Source organism: Caulobacter segnis (assembly GCF_003243465.1).
Lineage (GTDB): Bacteria > Pseudomonadota > Alphaproteobacteria > Caulobacterales > Caulobacteraceae > Caulobacter > Caulobacter segnis_A.
In genome coordinates, this window is sequence record NZ_QFQZ01000078.1 from 1 (window position 1) to 22,928 (window position 22,928).

A 22,928-nucleotide genomic window follows, 5' to 3' on the forward strand; every position below is an offset into this window, starting at 1 on the left:
GGCCTTCTTGACGTAGATGTAGAGCGAGCGCGACACGGGGTACTGGCCGCTGGCGATCGTCTGGGCGGTCGGTTTGACGCCGTTGACGGCGGCGGCCTTGATGCGGTTGCCGTTCTCCTCGAGGAAGGAGTAGCCGAAGACGCCCAGCGCCCCGGGGGTCTTGGTGATGGTGCCGACGATGGCGTTGTCGTTTTCGCCGGCGTCGATCCAGCCGCCGTCCGTGCGCATAGGATCGACCTTGGCTTTGAAGGCCTTGTCGTCCTTGTCGTGCAGAGCCTTGATGGTCGGGAACTTCTTGGCGCCGGCCTCGACGCCCAGCTCTATCCAGGCGTCGCGGGTGCCCGAGGTCGGCGGCGGGCCGTAGACCAGGATGCGGTTGCTGGGGAGGTTTGAGCCGACCTCTTTCCAGTTCTTGTAGGGGTTGGCGACGAACTGGCCGCCCCGCAAGGCGTTCTGCGCCAAGCCCAGATAGAGGTGCTCGAGCTTGAAATTGTAGTCGGGCGCCTTCTTGTCCATGGCGATGACGATGCCGTCGAACCCGATCTTGATCTCGACGATGTCCTTGACGCCCTTGGCCTTGCAGGCCTCGAACTCGGACTTCTTCATCGGACGCGAGGCGTTGGCGACGTCGGGGAAGCCCTCGCCCAGGCCGCCGCAGAACATCTTGAAACCGCCGCCGGTGCCCAGGCTCTCGACCTTGGGCGACTTCTTGCCGGTCTTCTTGGCGAAGTTCTCGGCCACGCGGGTGGTGAACGGGAAGACGGTGGACGAGCCGGCGGCCCAGACGTAGTCGCGGGCGGCGTGCGCGGCCGAGGCGCACGTCAGCAAAGCCGTCGCCGCAGCGACGCCGAGGAGCTTTTTCATCTTGCTGTTCCTGAGCGGTCGGGTGGTTAGGTCAGGGAAACGACTTCACCGTCTTCTTTGGTGAAGCTGGCCGGCTTGCGATCAAGCAGATCCAGGACAACTTCAGACGGCCGGCAGAGCTTCACGCCCTTCGGCGTGACGACAATAGGCCGGTTTACAAGGATGGGTTGCTCGACCATGGCGTCGAGAATTTGGTTCTCCCCGACGCCGTCATCCAGGAGGCCCAGCTCGGCGGCAGGCGTGCCCTTCTCGCGCATCAGCTGGCGGAAGGTCAGGCCTGCTTCGGCGGCTAGCTCGCGCAACTGGTCATGGGTCCAGCCCGCGACGAGATACTCCACGACCTTGGGCTCGTAGCCGGCCGCCCGCACTATCGCCACGGTGTTGCGCGAGGTGCCGCAGTTGGGGTTGTGGAAGATCACGATCGGAAAGTCGGCGTCAGCCATGGGTCACCAGGAAGCAAATGAAGGGTCGAAGCAGGATCAGGCGGCGGACTCGTCGGGTGCCTTGGACTTGCCGATGTCGTCCAGTCGGCGCTGCAACGACAGCCGGTCGAGCGAGGCCATCGGCAAGGCGCAGAAGAGCGTGATGCGGCTATTGAGCTGGCGATAGGCTTCGGCGAAGGCCAGAGCGATTTCGGCCTCCGTCCCTGTGGCCAGCGACGGATCGGGAATGCCCCAATGGGCGGTCATCGGCTGACCCGGCCAGATCGGGCAGGCCTCGCCGGCGGCGTTGTCGCAGACGGTGAACACGAAATCGAGGTCGGGCGCATCGGGATTGTTGAGGATCGCGAACTCATCCCAGGCCTTGGAGCGCAGGTCATCGGTCTTGTAATTCAGGTGCTGCAACAGGCTGACGGCCTGCGGGTCTAGGACGCCGCTGGGCGTGGAGCCGGCCGAATAGGCCTTGAAGCGTCCGGCGCCGACCCGGTTCATGATGCACTCGGCCATGACCGAGCGCGCCGAATTGTGGGTGCAGAGGAACAGGACGTTGAGCGGGCGTTGGCGGGTTTCGTCGGTCATGCCGTCTCCAGTTCCGTAAGGCAGGTTCCATCGCAGTCGGCGGCCTTGGCGACGATGTCGCCCAGCGGCGCGCAGATCTGCGGATTGCCGTTGCAGCAGTCTTCCATCAGGAAACCGAGCAGGCCGCTCATCGCGGCGTAATCGGCCGAATAGATGATCGAGCGCCCGTCCCGCCGGGAGACGATCAGGCCGGCGTGGGACAGGACGTTGAGATTGGCCGACAACGTGTTGGGGATCATCTCCAGCCGGCGCGCGATCTCGCCGGCCGCGATCCCGACCGGACCGGCCTTCACCAGCAGGCGGAAGATGGCCAGGCGGCTCTCGTGACCGAGGGCGGAGAGGCTGGCGACGGCGGCTTTCGATTCCATATTTCCAATATGCTGGAAATATGAGACGGATCAATGACGATGTTGGAGTCGCTTGCATGACCGAGTTTCCCGCCCTGCAACCGCAGTTCCTGGCCCCGATCGATCCGCAAAGGCTGGAGCCAGCGACGCGGGCGACCCATCCGCCCCGCATCCTCCTGCTCTACGGCTCGCTGCGCGAACGCTCGTTCAGCCGGCTGCTGACCCAGGAGGCGGCCCGCATCCTTGAGCGCCTGGGCTGCGAGACCAGGATCTTCGACCCCCGCGACCTGCCGCTGCCCGACGCCACCGGCCCCGACCATCCCAAGGTCCAGGAACTGCGGGCGCTGTCGCTTTGGTCCGAGGGTCAGGTCTGGTGCAGCCCCGAACGTCACGGCGCGATCAGCGGGATCATGAAGGCCCAGATCGACTGGATTCCGTTGGAGATCGGCAGCGTGCGCCCGACGCAAGGGCGAACCCTGGCGGTGATGCAGGTCAGCGGCGGCTCGCAATCGTTCAACGCGGTCAACACCCTGCGCCTGCTGGGCCGCTGGATGCGGATGATCACCATCCCCAACCAGTCCTCGGTGGCCATGGCCTACAAGGAGTTTGACGAGCAGGACCGCATGAAACCCTCGGCCTATTACGACCGCGTCGTCGACGTCATGGAGGAGCTGATGAAGTTCACGCTGCTGACGCGCGATCGGGCCGACTACCTGGTCGATCGCTATAGTGAGCGAAAGGTCAACGGACGTATTGCCGAGCATGTCGAGCTCAGCGCGGCGGCGATGAGCCACGAAACCCTGAAGGCTCAAACCGCATGACCCGTTCGGACCTGACCACGAGGGCGGCTACGGCCGCCGATGCGCCCGCGATCGTCGAAATCTATAACGAGGGGATCGCCGACCGCATCGCCACGTTCGAGACGTCCCCGCGCTCCGCCGATCAGATCCTTGGATGGTTCGATGATCGCCACCCCGTCATCGTGGTGACCGAGGAGGCCGGCCAGATCGCAGGCTACGCCGCCACATTTTCTTACGCCGATCGTTGTTGCTACGCCGGCATCGCTGAGTTCTCGGTCTATGTCCGGCGCGCTAGCCGCGGCCGAGGCGTCGGCGCCGTCGCCATGAACGCCTTGATCGACGCGGCCGTTCGAGCTGGGTTCTGGAAGCTGCTCTCGCGGGTCTTCGTTGAGAACAAGGCTAGCCTGGCCCTCCTGAAGTCCGTCGGCTTCCGAGAGGTGGGTGTCCATGAAAAGCACGGCAAGCTGGACGGCGTCTGGCGCGACGTGGTGGCGGTCGAGCGTCTGTTGGAGGACAACCTCGATTAAGGCGACGGCCCGGTTAGTGGCGCGCGGCGGCTTGTTGCGCCGCAATCTGGGCGAAGACGGCGGCCGCCGCGGCGTTTGCGGTTTCGACGACAACCGCGGCTTCGCCTGGCCTGCGCTCTAGTCAATTGGGAGCGAGCGGTTCAGACACCTGCGACAAAAAATATTTGAATCCCCGCAAGCCCTTACGCCTTCGAATGAATCGTCAAGCTTGGGCGACAAACCCGGTCGCACCCACCGTTGACTCCGCAAGCCGCAAGAGAACAAAGATAGAACCTACTCGTTAGGTGTTCATGTCCCTTCACCGCTCACCCGCCGCGCTCGATGCGCTCAGACGTCAGGTCCGCTTGATCGAGCTGGCCGACAGCGCCAGCGGCCGGGTCCTGCCGTTCGGTGTGGAGGCGATCGATGTGCGGCTACCCGGTCAAGGTTTGGCGATGGGCGCGTTGCATGAGGTCGCCGGCGGGGCCGAGGGGGCGCTGCATGGCGCCGCCGCAGCAAGCTTCGCGGCCGGGATCCTCGCGCGGGCGGATGGCCCCGTGCTCTGGTGTCTTCGACAGCGCGATCTTTTCGCCCCGGCGTTGGCGCAGGCGGGTCTGCCGCCCAAGCGTGTGATCTTCGCCGAGGCCGGCGATGAGGCGGCGATCCTGGGGGCCATGGAAGAGGGTCTGAAGTATCGCGGTCTGGCCGGCGTGGTCGGTGAGGTCGCCAAGCTCTCGATGACCGCCTCTCGTCGATTGCAACTGGCGGCCGAGAAAAGCGGCCAGATGGCGATCGCCATCCGAAGATGGCGGCGGATCGCCGATGCAGCCGATCTTGGTCAGCCGACGGCGGCCACCACGCGGTGGAGAGTATCGGCCCTCCCCTCCTCTCCCCTGCCAACCGCCGGTGTCGGCCGCGCCCGCTGGCTCCTTGAACTCATGCGTTGCCGCGCCGGTGAAGCTTTCGACATCGAGATTGAAGCCTGTGACGCCAAGGGTCATCTCCGTCTTCCTACCGCAGTGGCCGACCGATCGGTTGCGCCGCAGCCTGGGCAAGAGCGCGCCGCCGCCTGACGTTCCCGTCGTCATGGTCGGACGGGTGGGGCGTCGCCGCGCCGTGGCGAGCCTCAACACCGCAGCGGCGGAAGCCGGCGTTCGACTTGGCCAGGCCGTTGCCCATGCCACCGCCATGGTCCCAGGCTTGGTGCTCCACGACCTGGACGCGGACGGTGACGCGGCCGCGCTCCATCGCTTGGCGCTCTGGGCCCAGCGTCTCTACTCGCCCGTCGCGTCTCCCGATGCACCCGATGGATTGGTCATTGACGCCACCGGCGCTGCGCACCTGCGCGGCGGCGAGGAGAAGATGCTGATCGACATCCGCAGTCGGCTCGAGAAGGTGGGGCTGCAGTCTCACGTCGCCATCGCCGACACCTGGGGCGCGGCCCATGCCGTGGCGCGCTATAGCCGCCGTGCCATCTACGTTGTCGATCCTAGCGTTATCGGAAGGGTGATCTCGGACCTGCCAGTCGCGGCGCTGCGTCTTCCGGCCTCCACGGTCGAGGCGCTCGGGCGATTGGGGTTCGACACCATCGGTGAGCTGGAGGCCACGCCCAAAGGGCCCCTGGCCCACCGTGTCGGCTACGCCCCGGTGCGGCGTCTGGACCAGGCCTTCGGTCGCCACGCCGAGCCGATCGAGCCGGTCATGGCGCCAGAAACTCTGACCGCGCGCCGGGCTTTCGCCGAGCCGATCGGCGCGCCCGAAACGATGGCGCGATACGTCACCCAATTGGTCGCCGAGCTTTGCGCCGCGTTGGAGGCTGTCAGCCTCGGGGCCCGGCGTCTGGACGCCTATTTCGTGCGGGTCGACAATCGGACCGAGACGGCAAGGATCGCCATGGCCTCTCCGACCCGGGACGCCAGGCGCTTGGCGCGACTGCTCTGCGAGAGGCTCGAGTACGTCGATCCCGGCTTTGGCGTGGAGAAGATCATCCTCGCCGCGCCTGGCGCGGAGTCTCTGGTTTTCAAGCAAACCGACAGCCTGGGCGACAGCGACGCGCCCACCGACCTGTCGGCCCTGGTGGACACCCTGACCAATCGCCTGGGCGCTGGCCAAGTCTATCGCTTGGCGTCGGCCGAAAGCGATCTGCCCGAGCGATCAGTGCGCGCCGCGCCCGCGCTAGACGCGGTGGAGGAGTTTTCCTGGCCTCTGGATTGGCCCCGGCCCACCCGGCTCTTCGCCCGGCCAGAACCGGTGGAGACCGTGGCTCTGTTGCCCGACGCGCCGCCGGCCGCCTTCACCTGGCGCGGCGTTCGCCGGCGCGTTCGTTGCGCCGATGGCCCTGAGCGGGTGTTTGGCGAATGGTGGAAGGCCGACGCCGAATTGGCCCGCTCGCGCGACTACTACCAGGTCGAGGACGACTCTGGAGAACGCTTCTGGCTCTATCGTGACGGTGACGGCGAGGATCCGGCGACCGGCACGCAGCGCTGGTTTATCGCGAGGATCTTCGCATGAGCGCGACTTACGTCGAGCTGCAATGCGCTTCGCATTTCTCGCTCTTGCGCGGAGCGTCCTCGCCGGGCGAGCTTTTCGACCAGGCCGCGGCCCTGGGCTACGAGGCGCTGGCGGTCTGCGATCGCAACAGCCTGGCCGGCATCGTTCGCGCGCATATCGCGGCCAAGGCCACGGGGGTTCGGCTGATCGTCGGCTGCGAGCTGGCGCTTCGCGACGGCATGACCCTGGTGGTGCTGCCGACCGACCGGCCCGCCTATTCGCGGCTCTGCAGATTGCTGTCCCTGGGCAAGCACCGCGCCGGCAAGGGCGAGTGCGACCTGGACCTGCACGACGTGGCCGCCCATGCCGAGGGTCTGATCGCCATTCTCATCCCCGACAAGGCCGACGATCTTTGCGCCCTGCAGCTGAAGAAGGTGGCCGCAGTCTTCGGGGCCAACGCCCACTTGGCCCTGACCCTGCGCCGGCGTCCCGGCGACGCCTTGCGGCTTCATCGTCTCGACCAGATCGCCCGGGCCGCCGGTGTGACGCCGGTTGTCACCAACCGAGTGCTCTTCCATGAGCCCTCGCGCCGGATGCTGCAGGACGTCGTCACGTGCATTCGTGAGGGCACGACGATCGACGATGTTGGCTTCAAGCGTGACCGCCACGCCGATCGCTATCTGAAGGCGCCGGCCGAGATCGAGCGCCTGTTCGCCAAGCACCTGGACGCGGTGGCGGCAACGACTTCGATCGCCGCTCGCTGCCGGTTCAATCTCGACGAGCTGAGCTACCAGTATCCCAGCGAGGTCAACGAGGGGCGCTCGCCCCAGGAGACCCTAGAGCGTCAAACCTGGGAGGGCGCGGCCGAGCGCTATCCGGACGGGGTGCCGCCCGAGGTTCGCGCGACCTTGAACCATGAGCTGAAGCTGATCGGGATCATGGGCTATGCGCCCTATTTCCTGACGGTCAATTCGATCGTCCGCTTCGCGCGGTCCCAGGACATCCTCTGCCAAGGTCGCGGCTCGGCCGCCAATTCGGCGGTCTGCTATGTGCTGGGCATTACCTCGATCGACCCTGAGCGCAACGACCTGCTGTTCGAGCGCTTCGTCAGCCAGGAGCGTAACGAGCCGCCGGACATCGACGTGGATTTCGAGCATGCGCGCCGCGAGACGGTGATGCAGTGGATCTTCGACACCTACGGGCGCCATCGCTGCGCGCTGGTCGCCGTCGTCCAGCGCTTTCGCCCGCGCGGGGCGGTGCGCGACGTGGGCAAGGTGTTGGGCTTGCCCGAGGACATGACCAAGGCCCTGTCGAGCCAGGTGTGGAGCTTCTCGCGCGAGGAGATCGAGGAAAAGCACGCCGCCGACCTTGGCATGGACCTGTCCGACCGTCGGCTGCGCCTGACTCTGGAGCTGGCTCAGCAGCTGCTCAACACCCCGCGCCACTTTAGCCAGCATCCCGGCGGCTTCGTCCTGACCGAGGACCGCCTAGACGAGCTGGTGCCGATCGAGCCGGCGGCCATGGAAAACCGCCAGATCATCGAGTGGGATAAGGACGACATCGACGAGCTGAAGTTCATGAAGGTCGATGTACTGGCCTTGGGCATGCTGACCTGCCTGCAGAAGGGTTTGGCGCTGATCGCGCAGCACAAGGGCGTCCATCTCCAGCTGGCCACCATTCCGCCGGAGGATCCGCGCACCTACGCGATGATCCGCAAGGCCGACACCCTGGGCGTCTTCCAGATTGAAAGCCGGGCCCAGATGGCGATGTTGCCGCGCATCAAGCCGCGCAGCTTCTACGACCTGGTGATCGAGGTGGCGATCGTGCGGCCCGGCCCGATCCAGGGCGACATGGTCCACCCCTATCTTCGGCGGCGCGAGGGCCTAGAGCCGGTCAGCTATCCCACCCCCGAGCTGGAGAAGGTGCTGGGCAAGACCCTGGGCGTGCCGCTCTTCCAGGAGCAGGCCATGCGCGTGGCGATCGAATGCGCCGGGTTCACGCCGGGCGAAGCCGATCAGCTGCGCCGCGCGATGGCGACTTTCAAAATGACCGGCGGGGTCACGCACTTTCGCGACAAGCTGGTCGGCGGCATGGTCGAGCGAGGCTACGATCTGGAGTACGCCGAAAAGACCTTCTCCCAGCTTGAAGGGTTCGGATCCTACGGCTTTCCGGAAAGCCATGCGGCCAGCTTCGCGCTGCTGGCCTACGCCTCCTCCTGGCTCAAGTGCCACCACCCCGACGCCTTTTGCGCGGCGCTCCTGAACTCCCAGCCGATGGGCTTCTACGGGGTCTCGCAGATCGTGCGCGACGCAGTCGAGCATGGCGTCGAGATTAGGCCCGTGTGCGTCAATCGCTCGCGATGGGACTGCACCCTTGAGCCGGCCAGCCGGGACGGTCGCCTAGCCGTTCGCCTGGGCCTGAGGATGATCAAGGGCGTGGTGGACGAGGAGGCCGCGACCCTGGTGGCCGCGCGCGGTGACCAGCCCTACACCTCGATCGACGACCTCTGGCGCCGGTCAGGGCTGAAGCCGGGGATGCTTGGGAAGCTCGCCGAAGCCGACGCCTTTCTGCCAAGCCTACGCCTACACCGCCGTGAAGCGATGTGGGCGATCAAGGCGCTGCGTGACACCGCCCTGCCCTTGTTCGATCAGCCGGAGGCCAGCGAACTCAACGAGCCAGCGCCGCAGCTGAAGGCCATGACCGAGGGGCGCGAGATCGTCGAGGACTACGGCAATCTTGGCCTGTCGCTTCGCCGGCATCCCTTGGCGCTGCTTCGGTCGGATCTCACCCGCCAGCGCCGCGCGCCCTGCCGATCGGTCAGCGCGGGCCGCGATGGTCACTTCATCCAGACCGCCGGCCTGGTGCTGGTGCGCCAGCGGCCGGGATCGGCCAAGGGCGTGATGTTCATCACCATCGAAGACGAGAGCGGCGTGGCCAATCTGGTCATTTGGCCAACGCTCTACGAGAAGCAGCGCCGGGTGATCTTGGGCGCCAGCCTGCTTGGCGTCGATGGGCGGATCCAGCGCGAAGGCGATGTGGTCCACCTTGTCGCATATAAGGTCCATGACCTGGGCGACATCCTGGCGACCCTGCAGTCGCAATCGGGTGATCAAGGCGGCATGCAATGGGCCCGCAAGAGCCGGAATTTCTGCTGATCGCGACTGCCGGGGAGCTACTCGTCGCGCGCCGGCATCGGCGGCCGCAGCTTTTCGAAGAGATCCTGGTGCTCCTCGCCCCGGGTCGAGCGGGCCACGTTCAGGCGCACGTAGAGACCTTCGGCGCCGTGAGCACGGACGGCCAAATCCCAGTCGCGCATCGCATCGAGCAGGCTGTTGACCGCCCCGCAGCCCATCACCTGGGGCGCAGACCCGCGCCAGCGGACATAAGCGAAGTTGCCCGCCGCCGAGGGCAGCTCGGCGGGGTCTTCGACCAGCTTAAAGCGGTAGGTCGCGCCAGAGGCGCCGGCAAGATCGAGGGTTTGCTTCACGGGGTGATAATAGGCGCCGGCTTGAAAAAACTCACGCCTTCTACCGCACTGACGTCGCGTTAAGCGTTGCTTTGTAAGCGAGACGCCGTGCAGCCCAACCTCTCGACCTTTTTGCAGGCGGCCATGGACGTCGGCCTTGCCGACCGCCTGGCGGTGCTGCGTGATGACGTCGAGCGCGCGATCGACGACTTCCCGCCGGGCGGCGGCGGTTGGCGCGTTCGACTAGAGGGCCAACGCGCGCGCCTGCGAAGCCCCGATCTTGATCTGGTCGTGCGCCTGGTCGGCGTTCTTTGCGATGAGGACCCGTCGCGACGGGCCCGGATCATCCCGGTGGCCCGGTCTCTGAAAGCGCAATTTCCCGTGCTGGCGAAGTTGGCCAGCTAGCGGGCGCTCTTCTTCAAGAGCGCCATGGCCTCCAGCCGTGCGCAGGCGGCGTTGTGGGCCAGGGCGCTGTCACGCGAGCGCAGATACTCGACCGCGAAGGCGGCCACGGCTGCGTCTAGCGCTTTGGTGAAGGCGATGCGGTGGCGCGAGGCGCAGTGCGCCGCCTCCACCGAAAGGTCCTGGAAAAGAAACCGCGCTTGGGCCAGCGAGCCGCCGACGAGAGCGGCGATCTTCAGGACCTGGGCTTCGAAGCGGGCTTGGGTCACTGGGCTGGTCCTTTGCAGGGCCTCATCGTGGCCCATCGCATGTGCGCATGCTGCGACCTTAGCGGCTCTCGCGGCGGCGGCAAAGATCGCGCGAGGTTTGCGTCCTTGAGCCAAAGCGCTGCTGCAGCGTTCAGCTCCGATGACCTTCCGCGACCATCCCTTTTGTGATCAGCAAGCCGTTGGACCGGCGCGGCGATGAAGATCGCGACCTTCAACATCAACAACGTCGTTGGCCGGCTGGACAACCTCATCGACTGGCTGGCCCAGGAAGAGCCCGATGTGGTCTGCCTTCAGGAGCTGAAGGCCGAGCAAGGCGCGTTCCCGGCCCAGCCGTTGGAGCAGATGGGCTACCACGCCGCCTGGTCTGGCGAGCGGACTTGGAACGGCGTGGCCATCTTGGCCCGGGGCGCCGAGCCGGTGGTGACCCGCACGCGGCTTCCGGGCGACACGGGCGACCGCCAGGCCCGTTATATCGAGGCGGCCGTAGGCGGGGTGCTGATCGCCAGCCTCTATCTGCCCAACGGCAATCCAGCGCCAGGCCCCAAGTTCGACTACAAGCTGGCCTGGTTCGAGCGCTTTATCGAGCACGCCGCCGAGCTGATGGCCAGCGGGGCCCCGGTGGTGCTGGCCGGCGACTACAACGTCATCCCCACCGACGCCGACATCTACCCAAAGCACTCCTACGCCGGCAACGCGCTGCTTCGGCCCGAGAGCCGCGCGGCCTTTCAGCGCCTGCTGGGCCAAGGGTGGACCGACGCCTTGCGGGCGATGCACCCGGCGGGGCCGCTGTGGACCTTCTGGTCCTATCTTCGCAATCGCTGGGAGACCGACCACGGGATGCGGCTGGACCATCTGCTGGTGTCGACGAGCTTGGTCGATGACTTGGTGGCCGCCGGCGTGGATCGCTGGGTGCGGGGCGAGGAGAACGCCAGTGATCATGCTCCGACTTGGATCGTGCTCGACCGGTGAGCCAGATTCCCAAGATCCCAAGCGCCTATCCAACCACGCCCGATGGTCGCTACTTCGTGGTCAAGGGACGGCTGTGGCGGCTTTCCAATCCAGAGCTGGATCCGCAGGTTCGCGAAAGCCTGGTCAAGGCGCTGATGGACGCTCGACGCGAAGTCGGAGCGGCGGGGCGGCGCGGTGATGAAGAGGGCAAGGCGCTGGCGCGCTCTAGGGTGGATGAGGCCAAGCGAGGGCTCGGCGAGCGAGGGACTGTCTGGTGGTCGGACGGCGCACCTGATTTCAATCGTCGGCTTGTGAAGAACACGCCCTATGCGCAGTGGTTCGAGGCCTTGAGACGGATGGGGGAAGCCTCCCCGTGAGCTTGAGCCGCGAGGCTCAATCTACCCCCTCTGCGGGGACGCCCCCAGGCTGTGCTAAAAGTCGCAGCCGCCACGATCATATCGCAGCCGCTCAGGCGGCGCGGAGCGCCTCGATCAGCGGACAGCCTGGATCCTGCCCCGCGTCGCAAGCCCGCACCGAGTCGGCCAGCACCCGCTCCATCCGCTTCAGGTCGGCGATGCGCGTGCGCACGTCTTTCAGATGCGATGCGGCGAGGTTGCGCACCTCGGCGCAGGACGCGTGCCCGCCGCCTGCAAGGCCCAGCAGGGCGCGCACCTCGTCCAGCGTGAAGCCCAGCTCGCGGGCCCGTCGCACGAAGCCGAGGCGGCCCACGTCGTCCGCGCCATAGCTCCGGTAGCGGCCCCGCCGGGGCGGGGCCGGCATCAGGCCGATCCGCTCGTAGTAGCGGATCGTTTCGATGTTGCAGCCCGTGCGCCGGGACAGTTCGCCAATCGGAATCGCGGTATCCGCCATGCTGTTCGCGCCTCTCAATTTTGGGCTTGAGTCTGTAGTCGCTACAGATCGTATGTAGTGATCCTCAGCCCCCACGGGCAAGCTGCAGTCCTGATTGTAGCGTAGCTCTGACGGTTCCACGAAGTCGCCGAGGCTATTGCGATGCCCATCCAGAATCCCCTCACCCGCGCGGCCGACAAGGCGGGCGTCATCGGCTCGATCGTCACCGCCATGGGCTGCGCGGCGTGCTTCCCGGCTCTTGCGAGCCTTGGCGCCGCGCTGGGCCTTGGGTTTCTGAGCCAGTACGAAGGCGTCTTTATTCGTTACCTCCTGCCGCTGTTCGCCGTGATCGCCCTCGTCGCCAACGTGGTCGGCGGACTTCGCCATCGCCGGTGGCCGCGAATGGCGCTGAGCGTCATCGGGCCGATCTTGGTGCTGGCGGCGGCTTTGCTCATGGCCACCCGCGGTTGGCCGACGGCGTGGCTCCTCTATCCCGGACTGACCTTGATGGTGGTCGTCGCGATCTGGGATCTCGCTGCACCGCCTCGCAATGCGCCCGCGCCACCCCGCGAAAGGGCTGTTTCCTAACGTGATGGCGGAGTTGATCGGAAGGAGAGTCGACTTGTCAGAACCCAAAAGCGGCCGCAGTGCGTTGGCGCTAGGAGGCGTAGCCGCCATTCTGGCATCGACCTGTTGCCTCGGCCCGCTCGTCTTGGTCGCCCTCGGGTTCAGCGGCGCCTGGATCGGCAACCTGACCGCGCTGGAACCGTATCGTCCGTTGTTCATCGGCGCAGCGCTGATCGCCATGGTCTTCGCCTACCGCCGAATCTTTCGCCCGGCCCGCGCCTGCGAGCCCGGCGAAGTCTGCGCCGTGCCCAAGGTCAGGACCACCTACAAGGTCATCTTCTGGGCGGTCGCAGCGCTCGTCCTTGTCGCGCTGGCGTTCCCCTACGTCCTGCCCCTGTTCTACTGAAAGGAAGTCCCCATGAAGACGCTCGTCTCCCTGATCGCCCTGATGGGCGCGCTCAGCTCGCCCGCGTGGGCCGCGACGAAGACGGTCACCCTGGCGGTGCCCGGCATGACCTGCGCGGCCTGCCCGATAACCGTCAAGACGGCGCTTGCCAAGGTCGACGGCGTCGAGAAAACCGAGGTCAGCTTCGAAAAGCGCGAGGCCGTCGTCTCCTACGATGACGCCAAGACCACGGTCGCCGCCCTGACCAAGGCGACGGCGGGCGCGGGCTACCCGTCCACCGTGAAGCGCTGAGGAGCCTGCCCCGTGACCGCCGCGATCGCCCTGCGCATTGACGGAATGACCTGCGACTCGTGCGCCACGCACGTGAGGGAGGCGTTGGAGCGCGTCCCAGGCGTGCGCTCGGCCGCCGTCTCCTATCTGAAGGCGCGCGCGGAGATCGCGGCCGATGCGGGGGTTAGCTCCGAGGCCCTTGCGGCCACGGTCGCGACGCTCGGCTATCGCGCCTCGGTCGCCGACGCGGGCGGCGCGCAACGCGGCGCCGGCGGCGTCCCGCTGCACATCGCCGTCATCGGCAGCGGCGGCGCGGCGATGGCGGCGGCGCTGAAAGCCGTCGAGCAGGGCGCGAAGGTCACCCTTGTCGAGCGCGGCGTCATTGGCGGAACCTGCGTCAACGTCGGCTGCGTGCCGTCCAAGATCATGATCCGCGCGGCGCATATCGCCCATCTACGTCGCGAAAGCCCGTTCGATGACGGGATCGGGGCCTGTACGCCAGCGATCCTGCGCGAGCAGCTGCTGGCCCAGCAGCAGGCGCGCGTCGATGAGCTGCGGCAGGCGAAATACGAGACCATCCTGGCCGACACCCCGTCCATCACGGTGCTGCGCGGCGAGGCCCGCTTCGCGGACGCCCACAGCCTGCTCGTGCGCCAGTCCGACGGGGTCGAGCAACATGTGACCTTCGAACGCTGCCTAATCGCCACCGGCGCCAGCCCGGCCGAGCCGCCCATTCTGGGGTTGTCGGATACGCCGTACTGGACCTCGACGGAGGCCCTTGAGAGCGAGACCCTCCCATCGCGCCTAGCGGTGATCGGCTCATCGGTCGTCGCTGTCGAACTGGCCCAGGCCTTCGCTCGGCTCGGCAGCAAGGTGACGATCCTGGCGCGCCATACCCTGTTCTTCCGTGAGGACCCGGCCATCGGCGAGGCGGTCACGGCCGCCTTCCGCGCCGAGGGCATCGAGGTGCTGGAGCACACCCAGGCGAGCAAGGTCGCCTACGCCGATGGCGAGTTCGTCCTCGCCACCGGCCAGGGCGAACTGCGCGTGGACAAGCTGCTCGTCGCGACGGGCCGGGCGCCCAACACCCGGACGCTTGTCCTGGAGGCGGCCGGCGTCGCCGTCAACGCGCAGGGCGGCGTCGTGATCGACACGGCCATGCGCAGCAGCACGCCGCACATCTACGCCGCCGGCGACTGCACAGACCAGCCTCAGTTCGTCTATGTCGCGGCGGCGGCCGGAACCCGGGCGGCGATCAACATGACCGGCGGTGAGGCCGCCTTGGACCTGGCCACGATGCCGGCGGTCGTGTTCAGCGATCCGCAGGTCGCCACGGTCGGGCTCAGCGAGGCGGAGGCCCACCGCGCCGGGATCGAGACCGACAGCCGGCTCCTGACCTTGGACAACGTCCCGCGCGCGCTCGCCAACTTTGACACCCGCGGCTTCATCAAGCTGGTCGCCGAAGCTGGTAGCGGCCGGCTCATTGGCGTCCAGGCGGTGACGCCGGAGGCGGGCGAGATCATCCAGACGGCCGCGCTCGCCATCCGGGCGCGCATGACCGTCGGCGAGCTGGGCGACCAGCTGTTCCCCTATCTGACCATGGTGGAAGGCCTGAAGCTCGCGGCCCAGACCTTCTCCAAGGATGTGAAACAGCTTTCCTGCTGCGCCGGTTGAAGGTTCAGTTTGGGTGGCGAGCGGAGCGCGCGTGATGACGACGCCCACCTCACACGCTGAAGCCACCGGATGGCCCGTCGTCGAGTTTCGAGGCGGCGTGATCATCCCAGACTGGGGAGCGGTCACGACACCACAGGCCCAAAACGCCCTGAGGGCCGTCGTCGAGGCCTTCATCGGCCCCAAGTGGGATGGGCTGGATGAGACCGAGAGCCGAATCCACGGCATCGTCCTGAGCGCCTACGCCATGAGCGGGCACGCTCCGGAGGCCGCGGACGTCGCCGCCGGGGCCGGACTCGCCATCGCTGAGACCGACAGCGTGCTGCGGCGTCTGGCCGGGCGCGACCTCCTCATTCTCAACGTTGCCGGCCGGATAGGCGGCGCCTATCCGTTCACCGATGGTCCGACTGAGCATCACGTCGAGACCGGCGGGCTCTCCGTGGGCGCCATGTGCGCCATCGACGCGCTCGGCGTCGGGGCGATGCTGGAGCGCGACATCACCGTCCGCTCGGCGTGCCGTCAGTGCGCCCGTGCGCTCGCCATCCACACACGGAGCCACGGCCGCCAACTGGATCAGGTCGAGCCTTCGGGGATCGTCGTCTGGTCCGGCCATCGCTACGCCGCCGGTTGCGCGGCGTCTTCGCTCTGCACCCTGCAGGCCTTCTTCTGCGATGACGCTCACCTGGAGACCTGGCGCACGAACAGCCTGGCCGCCGGTCAGGACGGGGTGCGCCTGAGCCTGTCCGAAGCGCTGGAGGTCGGCCGCGCGATCTTCGCGCCGATGCGGATGGAGTTGCGGCCATGGCCTACGACCTGATCGTCATCGGCAGCGGCACGGCGGCCCAGGTTGCCGTTGCGAAGGTCCGCGCCGCCGGCTGGTCCGTCGCCGTGATCGATCACCGGCCGTTCGGCGGCACGTGCGCGCTCCGCGGCTGCGATCCCAAGAAGATGCTGGTAAGCGGCGAGGAAGCGATCGACGCGGCCAGGCGCATGGCCGGGCATGGCGTCGAAGGCGCCCTAGCGATCGACTGGCCCGGCCTGATGGGGTTCAAGCGGACCTTCACCGATCCCATCCCCGCCAAACAAGAACATCGCTACGCCGAGTTGGGCGTCGACGCCGTCCACGGGCTCGCCCGCTTCGCCGCCCCAGACACGATCGAGGTGGACGGCCGGACCTTGCAGGCCCGCCACGTGCTGATCGCTACCGGGGCGCGGCCGATCCCGCTTGGCATCCCGGGCGAGGGACTGGTCGTCACGAGCGACACCTTCATGGAGCTTGAACGCCTCCCGCGCCGGATCGTGCTGATCGGCGGCGGCTACGTCGCCGCCGAATTCTCGCACCTGGCGGCGCGCGCCGGGGCCGAGGTCACCATCCTGCAACGGCCTGCGCGGCTGCTGCCGAATTTCGATCCCGACCTGGTCGGCTGGCTCATGCCGCGCTTCCATGAACTCCGCATCGCCGTCGAGACCGGCGCTACGGTCACCCGTGTCGAGCCGGTCCAGGGCGGCCTGCTAGTCCATGCCAGCCGTCCGGGCGCGCCGGACCTCGCTGTCCCGGCCGAACTGGTGGTGCACGCCGCAGGCCGCGGGCCCGACCTCGACGCATTGGACCTCGCGGCGGGCCAGGTCACCGTGCGCGACGGCCGCATGCAGCTAAACGACCATCTGCAAAGCGTCTCCAACCCGCGGGTCTATGCCGCTGGCGACGCGGCCGGCGTCGGGCCGCCCCTGACGCCGGTCTCCAGCCACGACGCCAGGGTGGTGGCCGCCAACCTGTTGGACGGCACGTCGCGCAAGCCGGACTATCGCGGGGTCCCGAGCGTTGCCTTCACCGTGCCGCCGATCGCCGCAGTCGGACTCTCGGAGGCGGAGGCCCGTCGCCGCGGGCTGGTGTTCCGCATCAACGCCGCCTCGACGCCGGACTGGTTCACCGCCCGCCGCTTGGCCGAGCGGGTCTACGGCCACAAGGTGCTGATCGAGGAGCACAGTGACCTGGTCCTCGGCGCGCATCTTGTGGGGCCGGGCGCCGACGAGGTGATCAACCTCTTCGGCCTGGCGATCCGCCACGGCCTGACCGCCGCCGACCTTCGCTCCACCATGTTCGCCTATCCGACCGGCGCATCGGACCTGGGTTACATGCTGTAGCGCTCGCCAATGCCTTAGACTGAAGGCCCTCGGCCGATGTAGGAAAATCTCAGTGTACGAACGCAAGACTGTGACTACGTCTGTCCGAGAGGCGCGAACACTACTAGAATCTACACCTGATTCAGGCCTGCCCTGAGGTGTTCGTGAGCTTTATCGAAGGAACAGAACGCGGTCAGGCCAGCCTGCTTCCGCCTTGCCTCGACGATTATGTCGCCCCGGACGCGCTCGTGCGCATCGTCGATGCGTTCGTCGCCAGTCTCGACCTGACTGAACTGGGTTTTGGCCGCACCGTCGCCGCGTCCACCGGCCGTCCTGGTTACCGCCCGGGCGACATGCTCAGGCTCTATATCTGGGGCTATCTCAACCAGCTCCGATCCTCGCGCCATCTGGAACGCGCATGCACTCGCGACCTTGAAGCGCTCTGGTTGCTCCGCCGATTGGCCCCAGACTACCGCACGATCGCCGCCTTCCGGCACGACAACCCGGAAGCCATCATCGCTTCGAGCGCCGCCTTTATTCAGTTCTGCAGGGAAGCCGGCCTGATCAGCGGCCGTCTCGTCGCGCTGGATGGGACCAAGATGCGCGCGGTCGCCAGCTCCAAGAATATCGCCGGCGCAGATCGGCTTGCGCGCGACCTGGCGCACACGGAAAAGGAGATCGGCTACTACCTGGACCGGCTCGACATCATGGACGAGGCGTCGGCCAAGGGCTTCGACGATCAGCCGAAGCACCGCCAGGCATTTACGGATGCAATCGCCGCTCTGCGCCGCCGAAAGGATCGTCTTGTGCGCCGCCAGCAGGTTTTGGCGGATCGCGATGAGAAGGTGCTCGTTTTCGGCGAGCCTGACGCCAAGCCTATGGGCTACGGCCGCGCGCCCAAGTTCCCTGCGTACAACATGCAAAGCGTCGTCGATGTCGACAGCGGACTGATCATTCATCACGACGTCGCCAACGAGGCGAACGACAGCCAACTCCTTCACCCCATGTCGCTGGCGGCGATGGAGGTGTTGGAGATCGACCGGCTCAAAATCCTGGCCGATGGCGGCTACTCGAACGCCCAGGCTGTCGCCGAATGTGAGCGTGACAACATCGAGGTGGCTGCGCCGATCAAGCGTGGCGCGATGAGCTCCGACTTCTTCCGGCCGATCCAGTTTACCTACGATGAAGTGTCCGACACCATCCGATGTCCGGCCGGCGAGACCCTGAGGCCGTCGGGCAAGCACACGCGCAACCGCGCCATCCGATACCGAACGTCCACGTGCAAGGACTGTCGACTGAAATCCCGATGCACGCCCGGCGCCCAGAGGACGATCCATCGACTTTTCGATCAGGCGGCCCTCGATCGGATGGAGGCTAGGATCTACGCCGATCCGAGCTTGATGGTGACGCGCCGATGTACTGTTGAGCACCCGTTCGGCACGATTAAGCGAATGTCGGGCGGCGGCAGATTCCTCACACGAGGGCTCAGAGCGGTGAAAGCGGAGGCCGCGCTCTCGATCTTGGCTTTCAACATCCTCCACGCGGTGAACGCCTTCGGTGCGGAGCGTCTAACGCCAGCGGCCTGAGCCGCACGGCGCTTCGCTGCAGTCGCCGGTGCTCTGTGCCGCCGAGTTTTGGCACAGCCTGCCCCGCAACGCCCCGTCCGTGAATGCAGCGACGCCTAGTCGCCGTCCGGCGCCCCAAACAGCCTCACGACCAGGATGGCCTTGGGGTCACCGTCGTCGGCCAGTTCGAGCAGCTGGGGATAGCGGCGCTGCGGCGAGAAGATATCCAGGTGCGCCTCGTAGACGTCCGACCAGTCTTCGATATCGCCGGGCATGATTACCCGCATGTCTGGATCAAACCGTTGCAGCTGGCCGATCAGCGCGCCGACGGTCAGCGGGCCGTACGGCGAGCCGGCCCCCTCCCCTCTCGTCGAGCGACGCAGGTAGGCGACCAGGCGCCGCAGCCGGCCAAGGATGGGGCGCCTAGCCTTGCTCGGCGCGCCAGCCCGTAGGGCAATAGTGGTCATCGTGAGCTGCACAGGGGGGCTCCCGCGCCCGGCCGTGTCCCATCGCCCAGGGCCTCTACGGCCGTGGCGCTAAAGAGCGTCACCGCCGCCAGCGAGATCATCAAGGCGCGGTGCGGGCGGCCCGGCCGCGGGCGTGGAGCGGACCGCCCGGGCATGGTCAGTGCGCGCCGCGTTGGAGGTAGGCCTGCACGGCGTCAGCGGCATTGCCGGCCGCCTTGACCGCCCGCTCGAGGTCTTCGCGCGAGACGCCGAACTTGTCGCTCCAATAGCGGACCTCATAGTCCTCGCTCAGGCTGATCTTGGAGGCGTCTTGCGGGCCGGTCTTGGTCTTGTCGTCGGACATGGAAATCTCCTTTCCACCCCAACCGGCGCCAGCGACTCCGGGTTCCCCTCGCGGGCGTCAGGTCAGGCTTTCAGCCGCAGCCCTGGTCCACCCTGTTCGCCGGCTTCCAGGAAGACGACGCCGGCGACGTCCAACGCCGCGCGAACAGCTTCGACGTTGGCGGCCGCCCGCTGGGCGGTTCCGATCTTCGGGTCTTCCATGCGCCGAATGCTCATCAACGACAGGCCGGCAGCCTCCGCCAACTGGGGCTGGCTCCAGTCCAGCAGCGCCCGCGCCGCCCTGATCTGCCCGGCGGTCAGCAGCATGAGGAGAACATAAAATGTTCAGAATAGAGCATTTAAAGTTGTCCTGGCTATCGCGAGCGTGGTAGCAATCTGTTCTTAAGTGAACAGATGAGTTGAAGCCATGGCCTCACGTCGCAAGGCGGGAGACGCGGTCGCGCGCCTGCCTGCCCTCTCCCGCCGCGCCATCCTCGTCGGCGTCTCCGCCACTCCCGTTCTCGCCGCAGCGCCGAGCGGCGGTCCGGTCGACCCGATCATCGCGATCAGCCAGCACTGGCTGAAGGTCGACGCGGAACGAAACCGTCTGATGCTGGCCTGGGGCCAGTTGGAAGGCCGGTTCATGAAGTCCGATGGCTGGGGCGAGCTGTCGACGCAGGAGCGCACGGCAATCCGTGAGGGCGGACGGCTTGGCGAAATCAGCGCTCGGCTAGACCAGCTTGAGGCCGAGAGCGAAACGATCCTGGACACCTTGCCGACGGCGGCGGCCACCAGCGTCGAGGGCGTCGTCGCCAATCTGATGATCGTGATGACCCTGCTCTATCCGGACGATCACGAGATGACCCACGGAATGGTCAAACGGGCGATCGCCGACATCAAGGCGCTGGCGGGTCTTGATTGATGGACGCGCGTCCCTCCCGACCGAGCCCCGATCGCGAGTTGGCGCGGGTCTTCCTTCGCAATGCCGGCGGCTTCTTCCGCAGCGGTGACGCGACCGGCGCGCTCTATCCCGAACATGCGCTCTACGACTTCGCGATCGCCATCGAGCTGTCGCTCAAGGCCTTCTTGCTGTGGCGGGGTCTGACCGACGACTGGAACCGTCGTCACATCCGCCACGACCTGCGCAAGGCGCTCCGCTGCGCCCGGCGCGCGGGCTTGCGCGACATCCCTTCCGACCTGGAGGCGCTCGCCCAGGTTCTCAGCCCGGCTTATCAGCGCCACGCGATCCAGAGCCAGGCCGAGCAGCTCTTGGCGCTCATCAACGTCCCGACCGCCTGCGAGACCGTGCGCCAGCTGCTCGATCTGGTCGGAACCATCGTCGTGACGGAGGCCTCGTCGGCCACGGATCCTCATTGAGGCGTGGCTAAGGGGCCTTGGCCCCTCGCGCGCGGAAGACCGGCCTTGGGGTGTCCCCCACCTTCCGCCGGTGGCGTGCAGGTCGGGCGATCCCCCTCCCCTCCCCCGGTCGTCCCCTTGCTACCCCCGCCTCGCCGGCGGGCAGGGGTTGATGCGCAAGGCATCCAACCCTTGGAGACCCAGATGACCCAGCTCTTTTCCACCGACGCCGAACGCACCGCCGAGACCGCCCGTCTCAACGATCTGGCCCGCAAGGCGCCGCGCACGGTCAATGCCTCGTGGCTGGCGACGGGGGGCGCGGCGGCGCTGCTGGCCGAGGGCGGGGTCGAAGAGGATCGCGGCAAAACCCTGGCCTTGGCCCTGGCCCAGTACGCATCGTTCGACGAGGGCGACGACCCCTATGGCGAGCGCGACTTTGGGGTGCTGGAGCTATGGGGCGAGCGACTGTTTTGGAAGATCGACTACTATCACCCCGACCGTGACGAGCACTCGCCGGTCAAGTGGAGCACGGAGCTGACTCGGCGCGTTGTGACCATCATGCTGGCCAGCGAATACTGACCCGGCCGGGCCAGTCCCCTGGACTGGCCCCCTCCCCTCCCCGGTGCTATATTGGAGGGCGTTCGAAGGAGTTTCGCCATGGGCCGTTGGTCCTCATCCGATCCCGCAGACGTGGCTTGGCGCCGCGAGCAGATGAGCGCGAGCAACGACATCGAAGGCGTGCGCCGCGATCCCCAGGCCGACCAGCTGATGGCGCGCCTGGACGCGGAGGGCAAAACCCCAGCCCAGAAGCGTGACGCCCTGCGCGGTTACTTCGCCCAGAAGGCCTAGTGAGCGACCGCAAGGCGGCCGAGCGCGCCGCGTTCGAGCGCGTCTTCTACCCTGACAGCCGCGTTCTGGTGAACGAGCTTGGCTTGCGTGACGCAGCCTCGCTCGACGCCGCCGAGCGCCTCTTCACCGATACGCGGATCGAAGAAGGCATGCCCGCGCGGGCGGCCGAGCCGACCTATGCCGGGTTCAAGGCGATCCATCATCATCTCTTTCAGGACCTCTATGCGTGGGCCGGGCAGGAGCGGACCTATACGACGGGGCGCGGCCCCACCCCGTTCGCACCGCCCGAGCAGATCGGCCCGTGGATGGAAAAGCAATTCGCCGCCTTTCGCGCGGCGGGGGAGCTGAAGGGCTTGGGCGCCGGAGCCTTTGCGGCCAAGTCGGCGGAGTTCATCACCGAGATCAACGCCGCCCATCCGTTCATCGAAGGCAATGGCCGCGTGCAGCGGGTGTGGCTCGGCGGCGTGGCCGAACGTGCCGGCTTTGAATTTGCGATCCGGCCCGAGGACCAGGCGGCCTGGTACGAGGCCTCGCGGATCGGCTTTGAGGCGGCCAACACCGCGCCGATGGCGCAGTTGATCCTGGCGCGGATCCAGACCCTGCAGCTGGCCGAAAACGGTCGCGGACCTGAGCGGGCCGCGCAGTTCTTGGCCATGAGCCGCGAGGCGGCGCTAGCCAGTGGCGACGGGAGCTTCCAGGCGGCCTGGGCGAATCTGGACAAGATCGCCGCCGTCGTCGGATCAGCCATGGCCCATGACGCCGAGGCTCAGGCGCGGTTGCTGGACAAGGCCCGTCACCAGGTCGCCGAGCACCTGCGGGCCGGCCGCACGATCGTCGAGGTCTCCAAGGAGCAGGCCTGGCGAAATGCCGCCCACGACCAGGCCCCCTCCCCTACCGGCCCCACTCTTGCCGACAGGGACCGCTAGGCTCGGTCTGGCCAGAAATCCACGGGGATGGCGGGTCGAGCGGCTCCCCCACAGAGCAAGCGAGGACCGCCAAGGCGGCAGCGACTTAAGCTGTCGCCGTGCGCGGTGGAGTTCTGGCTGCCCCGGACGTGGTGAGTTTGCACGTGCAAACCGCTGGGCGTGAGGTCCGGGACCGCGCTCAGCGCGTCGCCAAAACCTTGGCTTAGCCGCCTTTGGCGGCTGGTCCCTGACCGGGCAGGTCCGCGCGGTTGATTTTGGTGAGAAGAGCGGCTCCGCGCCACAACTCCACCAGCTCACCGGACCCATGCTCGCGCAGCAGCACCTCGCAGTGCCGGCGGGCGACGCTACCCGTGCTGCATAATGCACGGGGTCGGCGTCGAACTTCGCCTTACAGCCGGCCGAGCAGAAGGCGTAACGCTCGCCTTCATACTCAGCCTTGTGAGCGG

30 protein-coding genes and 1 pseudogene are annotated in these 22,928 nt (G+C 67.0%); 20 read left to right on the plus strand and 11 right to left on the minus strand.

The annotated features are described in order from the left end of the window. From DI526_RS18995 to DI526_RS19010, 4 genes are all read right to left on the minus strand, one after another. Nucleotides 1–864 (minus strand): substrate-binding domain-containing protein (locus tag DI526_RS18995; RefSeq protein WP_304281200.1); only part of this gene is annotated, 864 nt, incomplete at its 3' end. Between the two features lie 26 nt (nucleotides 865–890). Then, on the minus strand, nucleotides 891–1,307 hold the full coding sequence (arsC, locus tag DI526_RS19000; protein WP_066683142.1) for an arsenate reductase (glutaredoxin): 417 nt from the start codon (nucleotides 1,305–1,307) through the stop codon (nucleotides 891–893). Between the two features lie 36 nt (nucleotides 1,308–1,343). Further along, nucleotides 1,344–1,883 (minus strand): arsenate reductase ArsC, encoded by a 540-nt coding sequence (locus DI526_RS19005; protein ID WP_304281203.1) that lies wholly within the window; start codon nucleotides 1,881–1,883, stop codon nucleotides 1,344–1,346. Further along, complete coding sequence (locus tag DI526_RS19010; protein ID WP_304281205.1) at nucleotides 1,880–2,251, minus strand: helix-turn-helix transcriptional regulator; 372 nt, start codon at nucleotides 2,249–2,251, stop codon at nucleotides 1,880–1,882. The genes DI526_RS19005 and DI526_RS19010 overlap by 4 nt, the downstream gene beginning before the upstream one ends. Before the next feature lie 56 nt (nucleotides 2,252–2,307). Here DI526_RS19010 and arsH point away from each other — a divergent pair, with 56 nt between their 5' ends. From arsH to DI526_RS19035, 5 genes are all read left to right on the plus strand, one after another. Next, complete coding sequence (arsH, locus tag DI526_RS19015) at nucleotides 2,308–3,051, plus strand: arsenical resistance protein ArsH (RefSeq protein ID WP_304281207.1); 744 nt, start codon at nucleotides 2,308–2,310, stop codon at nucleotides 3,049–3,051. After that, nucleotides 3,048–3,557, plus strand: a complete 510-nt coding sequence (locus tag DI526_RS19020; RefSeq protein ID WP_304281209.1) for an arsinothricin resistance N-acetyltransferase ArsN1 family A — start codon at nucleotides 3,048–3,050, stop codon at nucleotides 3,555–3,557. The genes arsH and DI526_RS19020 overlap by 4 nt, the downstream gene beginning before the upstream one ends. A 290-nt stretch (nucleotides 3,558–3,847) precedes the next feature. Continuing rightward, entirely contained in the window at nucleotides 3,848–4,609 is a 762-nt protein-coding gene (locus DI526_RS19025) for an ImuA family protein (RefSeq protein ID WP_304281211.1), read from the plus strand. Continuing rightward, nucleotides 4,572–6,047, plus strand: coding sequence for a DUF6504 family protein (locus DI526_RS19030; RefSeq protein ID WP_304281214.1), 1,476 nt, complete (start codon nucleotides 4,572–4,574; stop codon nucleotides 6,045–6,047). The genes DI526_RS19025 and DI526_RS19030 overlap by 38 nt, the downstream gene beginning before the upstream one ends. Next, complete coding sequence (locus DI526_RS19035; protein ID WP_304281217.1) at nucleotides 6,044–9,181, plus strand: error-prone DNA polymerase; 3,138 nt, start codon at nucleotides 6,044–6,046, stop codon at nucleotides 9,179–9,181. Before DI526_RS19030 ends, DI526_RS19035 begins: the two co-directional genes overlap by 4 nt. A 17-nt stretch (nucleotides 9,182–9,198) precedes the next feature. Here the strand turns inward: DI526_RS19035 and DI526_RS19040 are convergent, their stop codons facing one another. Further along, nucleotides 9,199–9,513: a hypothetical protein gene (locus DI526_RS19040; RefSeq protein WP_172274891.1), complete on the minus strand. Its 315-nt coding sequence runs from the start codon at nucleotides 9,511–9,513 to the stop codon at nucleotides 9,199–9,201. Between the two features lie 87 nt (nucleotides 9,514–9,600). Here DI526_RS19040 and DI526_RS19045 point away from each other — a divergent pair, with 87 nt between their 5' ends. Beyond that, a complete protein-coding gene (locus tag DI526_RS19045) occupies nucleotides 9,601–9,897 on the plus strand; it encodes a hypothetical protein (protein ID WP_304281223.1) in 297 nt (98 codons plus the stop codon). Here DI526_RS19045 and DI526_RS19050 read toward each other — a convergent pair. Beyond that, nucleotides 9,894–10,163 (minus strand): hypothetical protein, encoded by a 270-nt coding sequence (locus tag DI526_RS19050; protein WP_304281226.1) that lies wholly within the window; start codon nucleotides 10,161–10,163, stop codon nucleotides 9,894–9,896. The two genes, DI526_RS19045 and DI526_RS19050, sit on opposite strands and share 4 nt — an antisense overlap. Nucleotides 10,164–10,358: 195 nt before the next feature. Here DI526_RS19050 and DI526_RS19055 point away from each other — a divergent pair, with 195 nt between their 5' ends. Together DI526_RS19055 and DI526_RS19060 are read left to right on the plus strand one after the other, a co-directional pair. Continuing rightward, complete coding sequence (locus DI526_RS19055) at nucleotides 10,359–11,132, plus strand: exodeoxyribonuclease III (protein ID WP_304281229.1); 774 nt, start codon at nucleotides 10,359–10,361, stop codon at nucleotides 11,130–11,132. Then, nucleotides 11,129–11,488, plus strand: coding sequence for a hypothetical protein (locus tag DI526_RS19060; RefSeq protein WP_304281231.1), 360 nt, complete (start codon nucleotides 11,129–11,131; stop codon nucleotides 11,486–11,488). The genes DI526_RS19055 and DI526_RS19060 overlap by 4 nt, the downstream gene beginning before the upstream one ends. A gap of 91 nt (nucleotides 11,489–11,579) precedes the next feature. Here the strand turns inward: DI526_RS19060 and DI526_RS19065 are convergent, their stop codons facing one another. Beyond that, complete coding sequence (locus DI526_RS19065; RefSeq protein WP_172274861.1) at nucleotides 11,580–11,981, minus strand: helix-turn-helix domain-containing protein; 402 nt, start codon at nucleotides 11,979–11,981, stop codon at nucleotides 11,580–11,582. 141 nt (nucleotides 11,982–12,122) lie between these two features. On the opposite strand from DI526_RS19065, the gene merC reads away from it, so the two are divergent. From merC to DI526_RS19100, 7 genes are all read left to right on the plus strand, one after another. Then, the gene (merC, locus tag DI526_RS19070) at nucleotides 12,123–12,548 is read left to right on the plus strand and encodes an organomercurial transporter MerC (protein ID WP_172274863.1); all 426 of its coding nucleotides are present in this window, start codon (nucleotides 12,123–12,125) and stop codon (nucleotides 12,546–12,548) included. Nucleotides 12,549–12,582: 34 nt separating this feature from the next. After that, nucleotides 12,583–12,933: a mercuric ion transporter MerT gene (gene merT, locus DI526_RS19075; protein ID WP_183775843.1), complete on the plus strand. Its 351-nt coding sequence runs from the start codon at nucleotides 12,583–12,585 to the stop codon at nucleotides 12,931–12,933. A 12-nt stretch (nucleotides 12,934–12,945) separates the two neighbouring features. Beyond that, nucleotides 12,946–13,224 (plus strand): mercury resistance system periplasmic binding protein MerP, encoded by a 279-nt coding sequence (gene merP, locus DI526_RS19080; protein ID WP_172274869.1) that lies wholly within the window; start codon nucleotides 12,946–12,948, stop codon nucleotides 13,222–13,224. Nucleotides 13,225–13,236: 12 nt separating this feature from the next. After that, on the plus strand, nucleotides 13,237–14,877 hold the full coding sequence (gene merA / locus DI526_RS19085) for a mercury(II) reductase (protein WP_172274872.1): 1,641 nt from the start codon (nucleotides 13,237–13,239) through the stop codon (nucleotides 14,875–14,877). A 34-nt stretch (nucleotides 14,878–14,911) separates the two neighbouring features. Then, nucleotides 14,912–15,691: an alkylmercury lyase family protein gene (locus tag DI526_RS19090; protein WP_304281239.1), complete on the plus strand. Its 780-nt coding sequence runs from the start codon at nucleotides 14,912–14,914 to the stop codon at nucleotides 15,689–15,691. After that, nucleotides 15,676–17,019: an NAD(P)/FAD-dependent oxidoreductase gene (locus DI526_RS19095; protein ID WP_172274878.1), complete on the plus strand. Its 1,344-nt coding sequence runs from the start codon at nucleotides 15,676–15,678 to the stop codon at nucleotides 17,017–17,019. Before DI526_RS19090 ends, DI526_RS19095 begins: the two co-directional genes overlap by 16 nt. Nucleotides 17,020–17,162: 143 nt before the next feature. Beyond that, on the plus strand, nucleotides 17,163–18,584 hold the full coding sequence (locus DI526_RS19100; RefSeq protein WP_172274881.1) for an IS1182 family transposase: 1,422 nt from the start codon (nucleotides 17,163–17,165) through the stop codon (nucleotides 18,582–18,584). Nucleotides 18,585–18,679: 95 nt separating this feature from the next. Here DI526_RS19100 and DI526_RS19105 read toward each other — a convergent pair whose 3' ends face one another. The 3 genes from DI526_RS19105 to DI526_RS19115 all read right to left on the minus strand — a co-directional run bounded on the left by DI526_RS19105 (nucleotide 18,680) and on the right by DI526_RS19115 (nucleotide 19,678). After that, nucleotides 18,680–19,030 (minus strand): hypothetical protein, encoded by a 351-nt coding sequence (locus tag DI526_RS19105; RefSeq protein ID WP_304281244.1) that lies wholly within the window; start codon nucleotides 19,028–19,030, stop codon nucleotides 18,680–18,682. A gap of 157 nt (nucleotides 19,031–19,187) precedes the next feature. Beyond that, on the minus strand, nucleotides 19,188–19,373 hold the full coding sequence (locus tag DI526_RS19110; protein WP_304281247.1) for a DUF3606 domain-containing protein: 186 nt from the start codon (nucleotides 19,371–19,373) through the stop codon (nucleotides 19,188–19,190). A gap of 62 nt (nucleotides 19,374–19,435) precedes the next feature. Beyond that, nucleotides 19,436–19,678 (minus strand): helix-turn-helix transcriptional regulator, encoded by a 243-nt coding sequence (locus tag DI526_RS19115; protein WP_304281250.1) that lies wholly within the window; start codon nucleotides 19,676–19,678, stop codon nucleotides 19,436–19,438. Between the two features lie 100 nt (nucleotides 19,679–19,778). On the opposite strand from DI526_RS19115, the gene DI526_RS19120 reads away from it, so the two are divergent. The 5 genes from DI526_RS19120 to DI526_RS19140 all read left to right on the plus strand — a co-directional run bounded on the left by DI526_RS19120 (nucleotide 19,779) and on the right by DI526_RS19140 (nucleotide 22,482). Then, the gene (locus tag DI526_RS19120) at nucleotides 19,779–20,273 is read left to right on the plus strand and encodes a hypothetical protein (protein WP_304281253.1); all 495 of its coding nucleotides are present in this window, start codon (nucleotides 19,779–19,781) and stop codon (nucleotides 20,271–20,273) included. Next, complete coding sequence (locus DI526_RS19125; RefSeq protein WP_304281256.1) at nucleotides 20,273–20,728, plus strand: hypothetical protein; 456 nt, start codon at nucleotides 20,273–20,275, stop codon at nucleotides 20,726–20,728. The genes DI526_RS19120 and DI526_RS19125 overlap by 1 nt, the downstream gene beginning before the upstream one ends. Nucleotides 20,729–20,911: 183 nt before the next feature. Further along, a complete protein-coding gene (locus tag DI526_RS19130; protein WP_304281259.1) occupies nucleotides 20,912–21,286 on the plus strand; it encodes a DUF3768 domain-containing protein in 375 nt (124 codons plus the stop codon). 78 nt (nucleotides 21,287–21,364) lie between these two features. Next, nucleotides 21,365–21,556 carry a hypothetical protein gene (locus DI526_RS19135; RefSeq protein WP_101714475.1) on the plus strand — a complete coding sequence of 64 codons (192 nt, stop codon included), beginning with the start codon at nucleotides 21,365–21,367 and terminating at the stop codon, nucleotides 21,554–21,556. Next, complete coding sequence (locus DI526_RS19140) at nucleotides 21,556–22,482, plus strand: Fic family protein (RefSeq protein WP_304281265.1); 927 nt, start codon at nucleotides 21,556–21,558, stop codon at nucleotides 22,480–22,482. Before DI526_RS19135 ends, DI526_RS19140 begins: the two co-directional genes overlap by 1 nt. Before the next feature lie 363 nt (nucleotides 22,483–22,845). Here DI526_RS19140 and DI526_RS23440 read toward each other — a convergent pair. Then, a pseudogene (locus DI526_RS23440) lies at nucleotides 22,846–22,928 on the minus strand (YHS domain-containing protein); the annotation flags it as partial.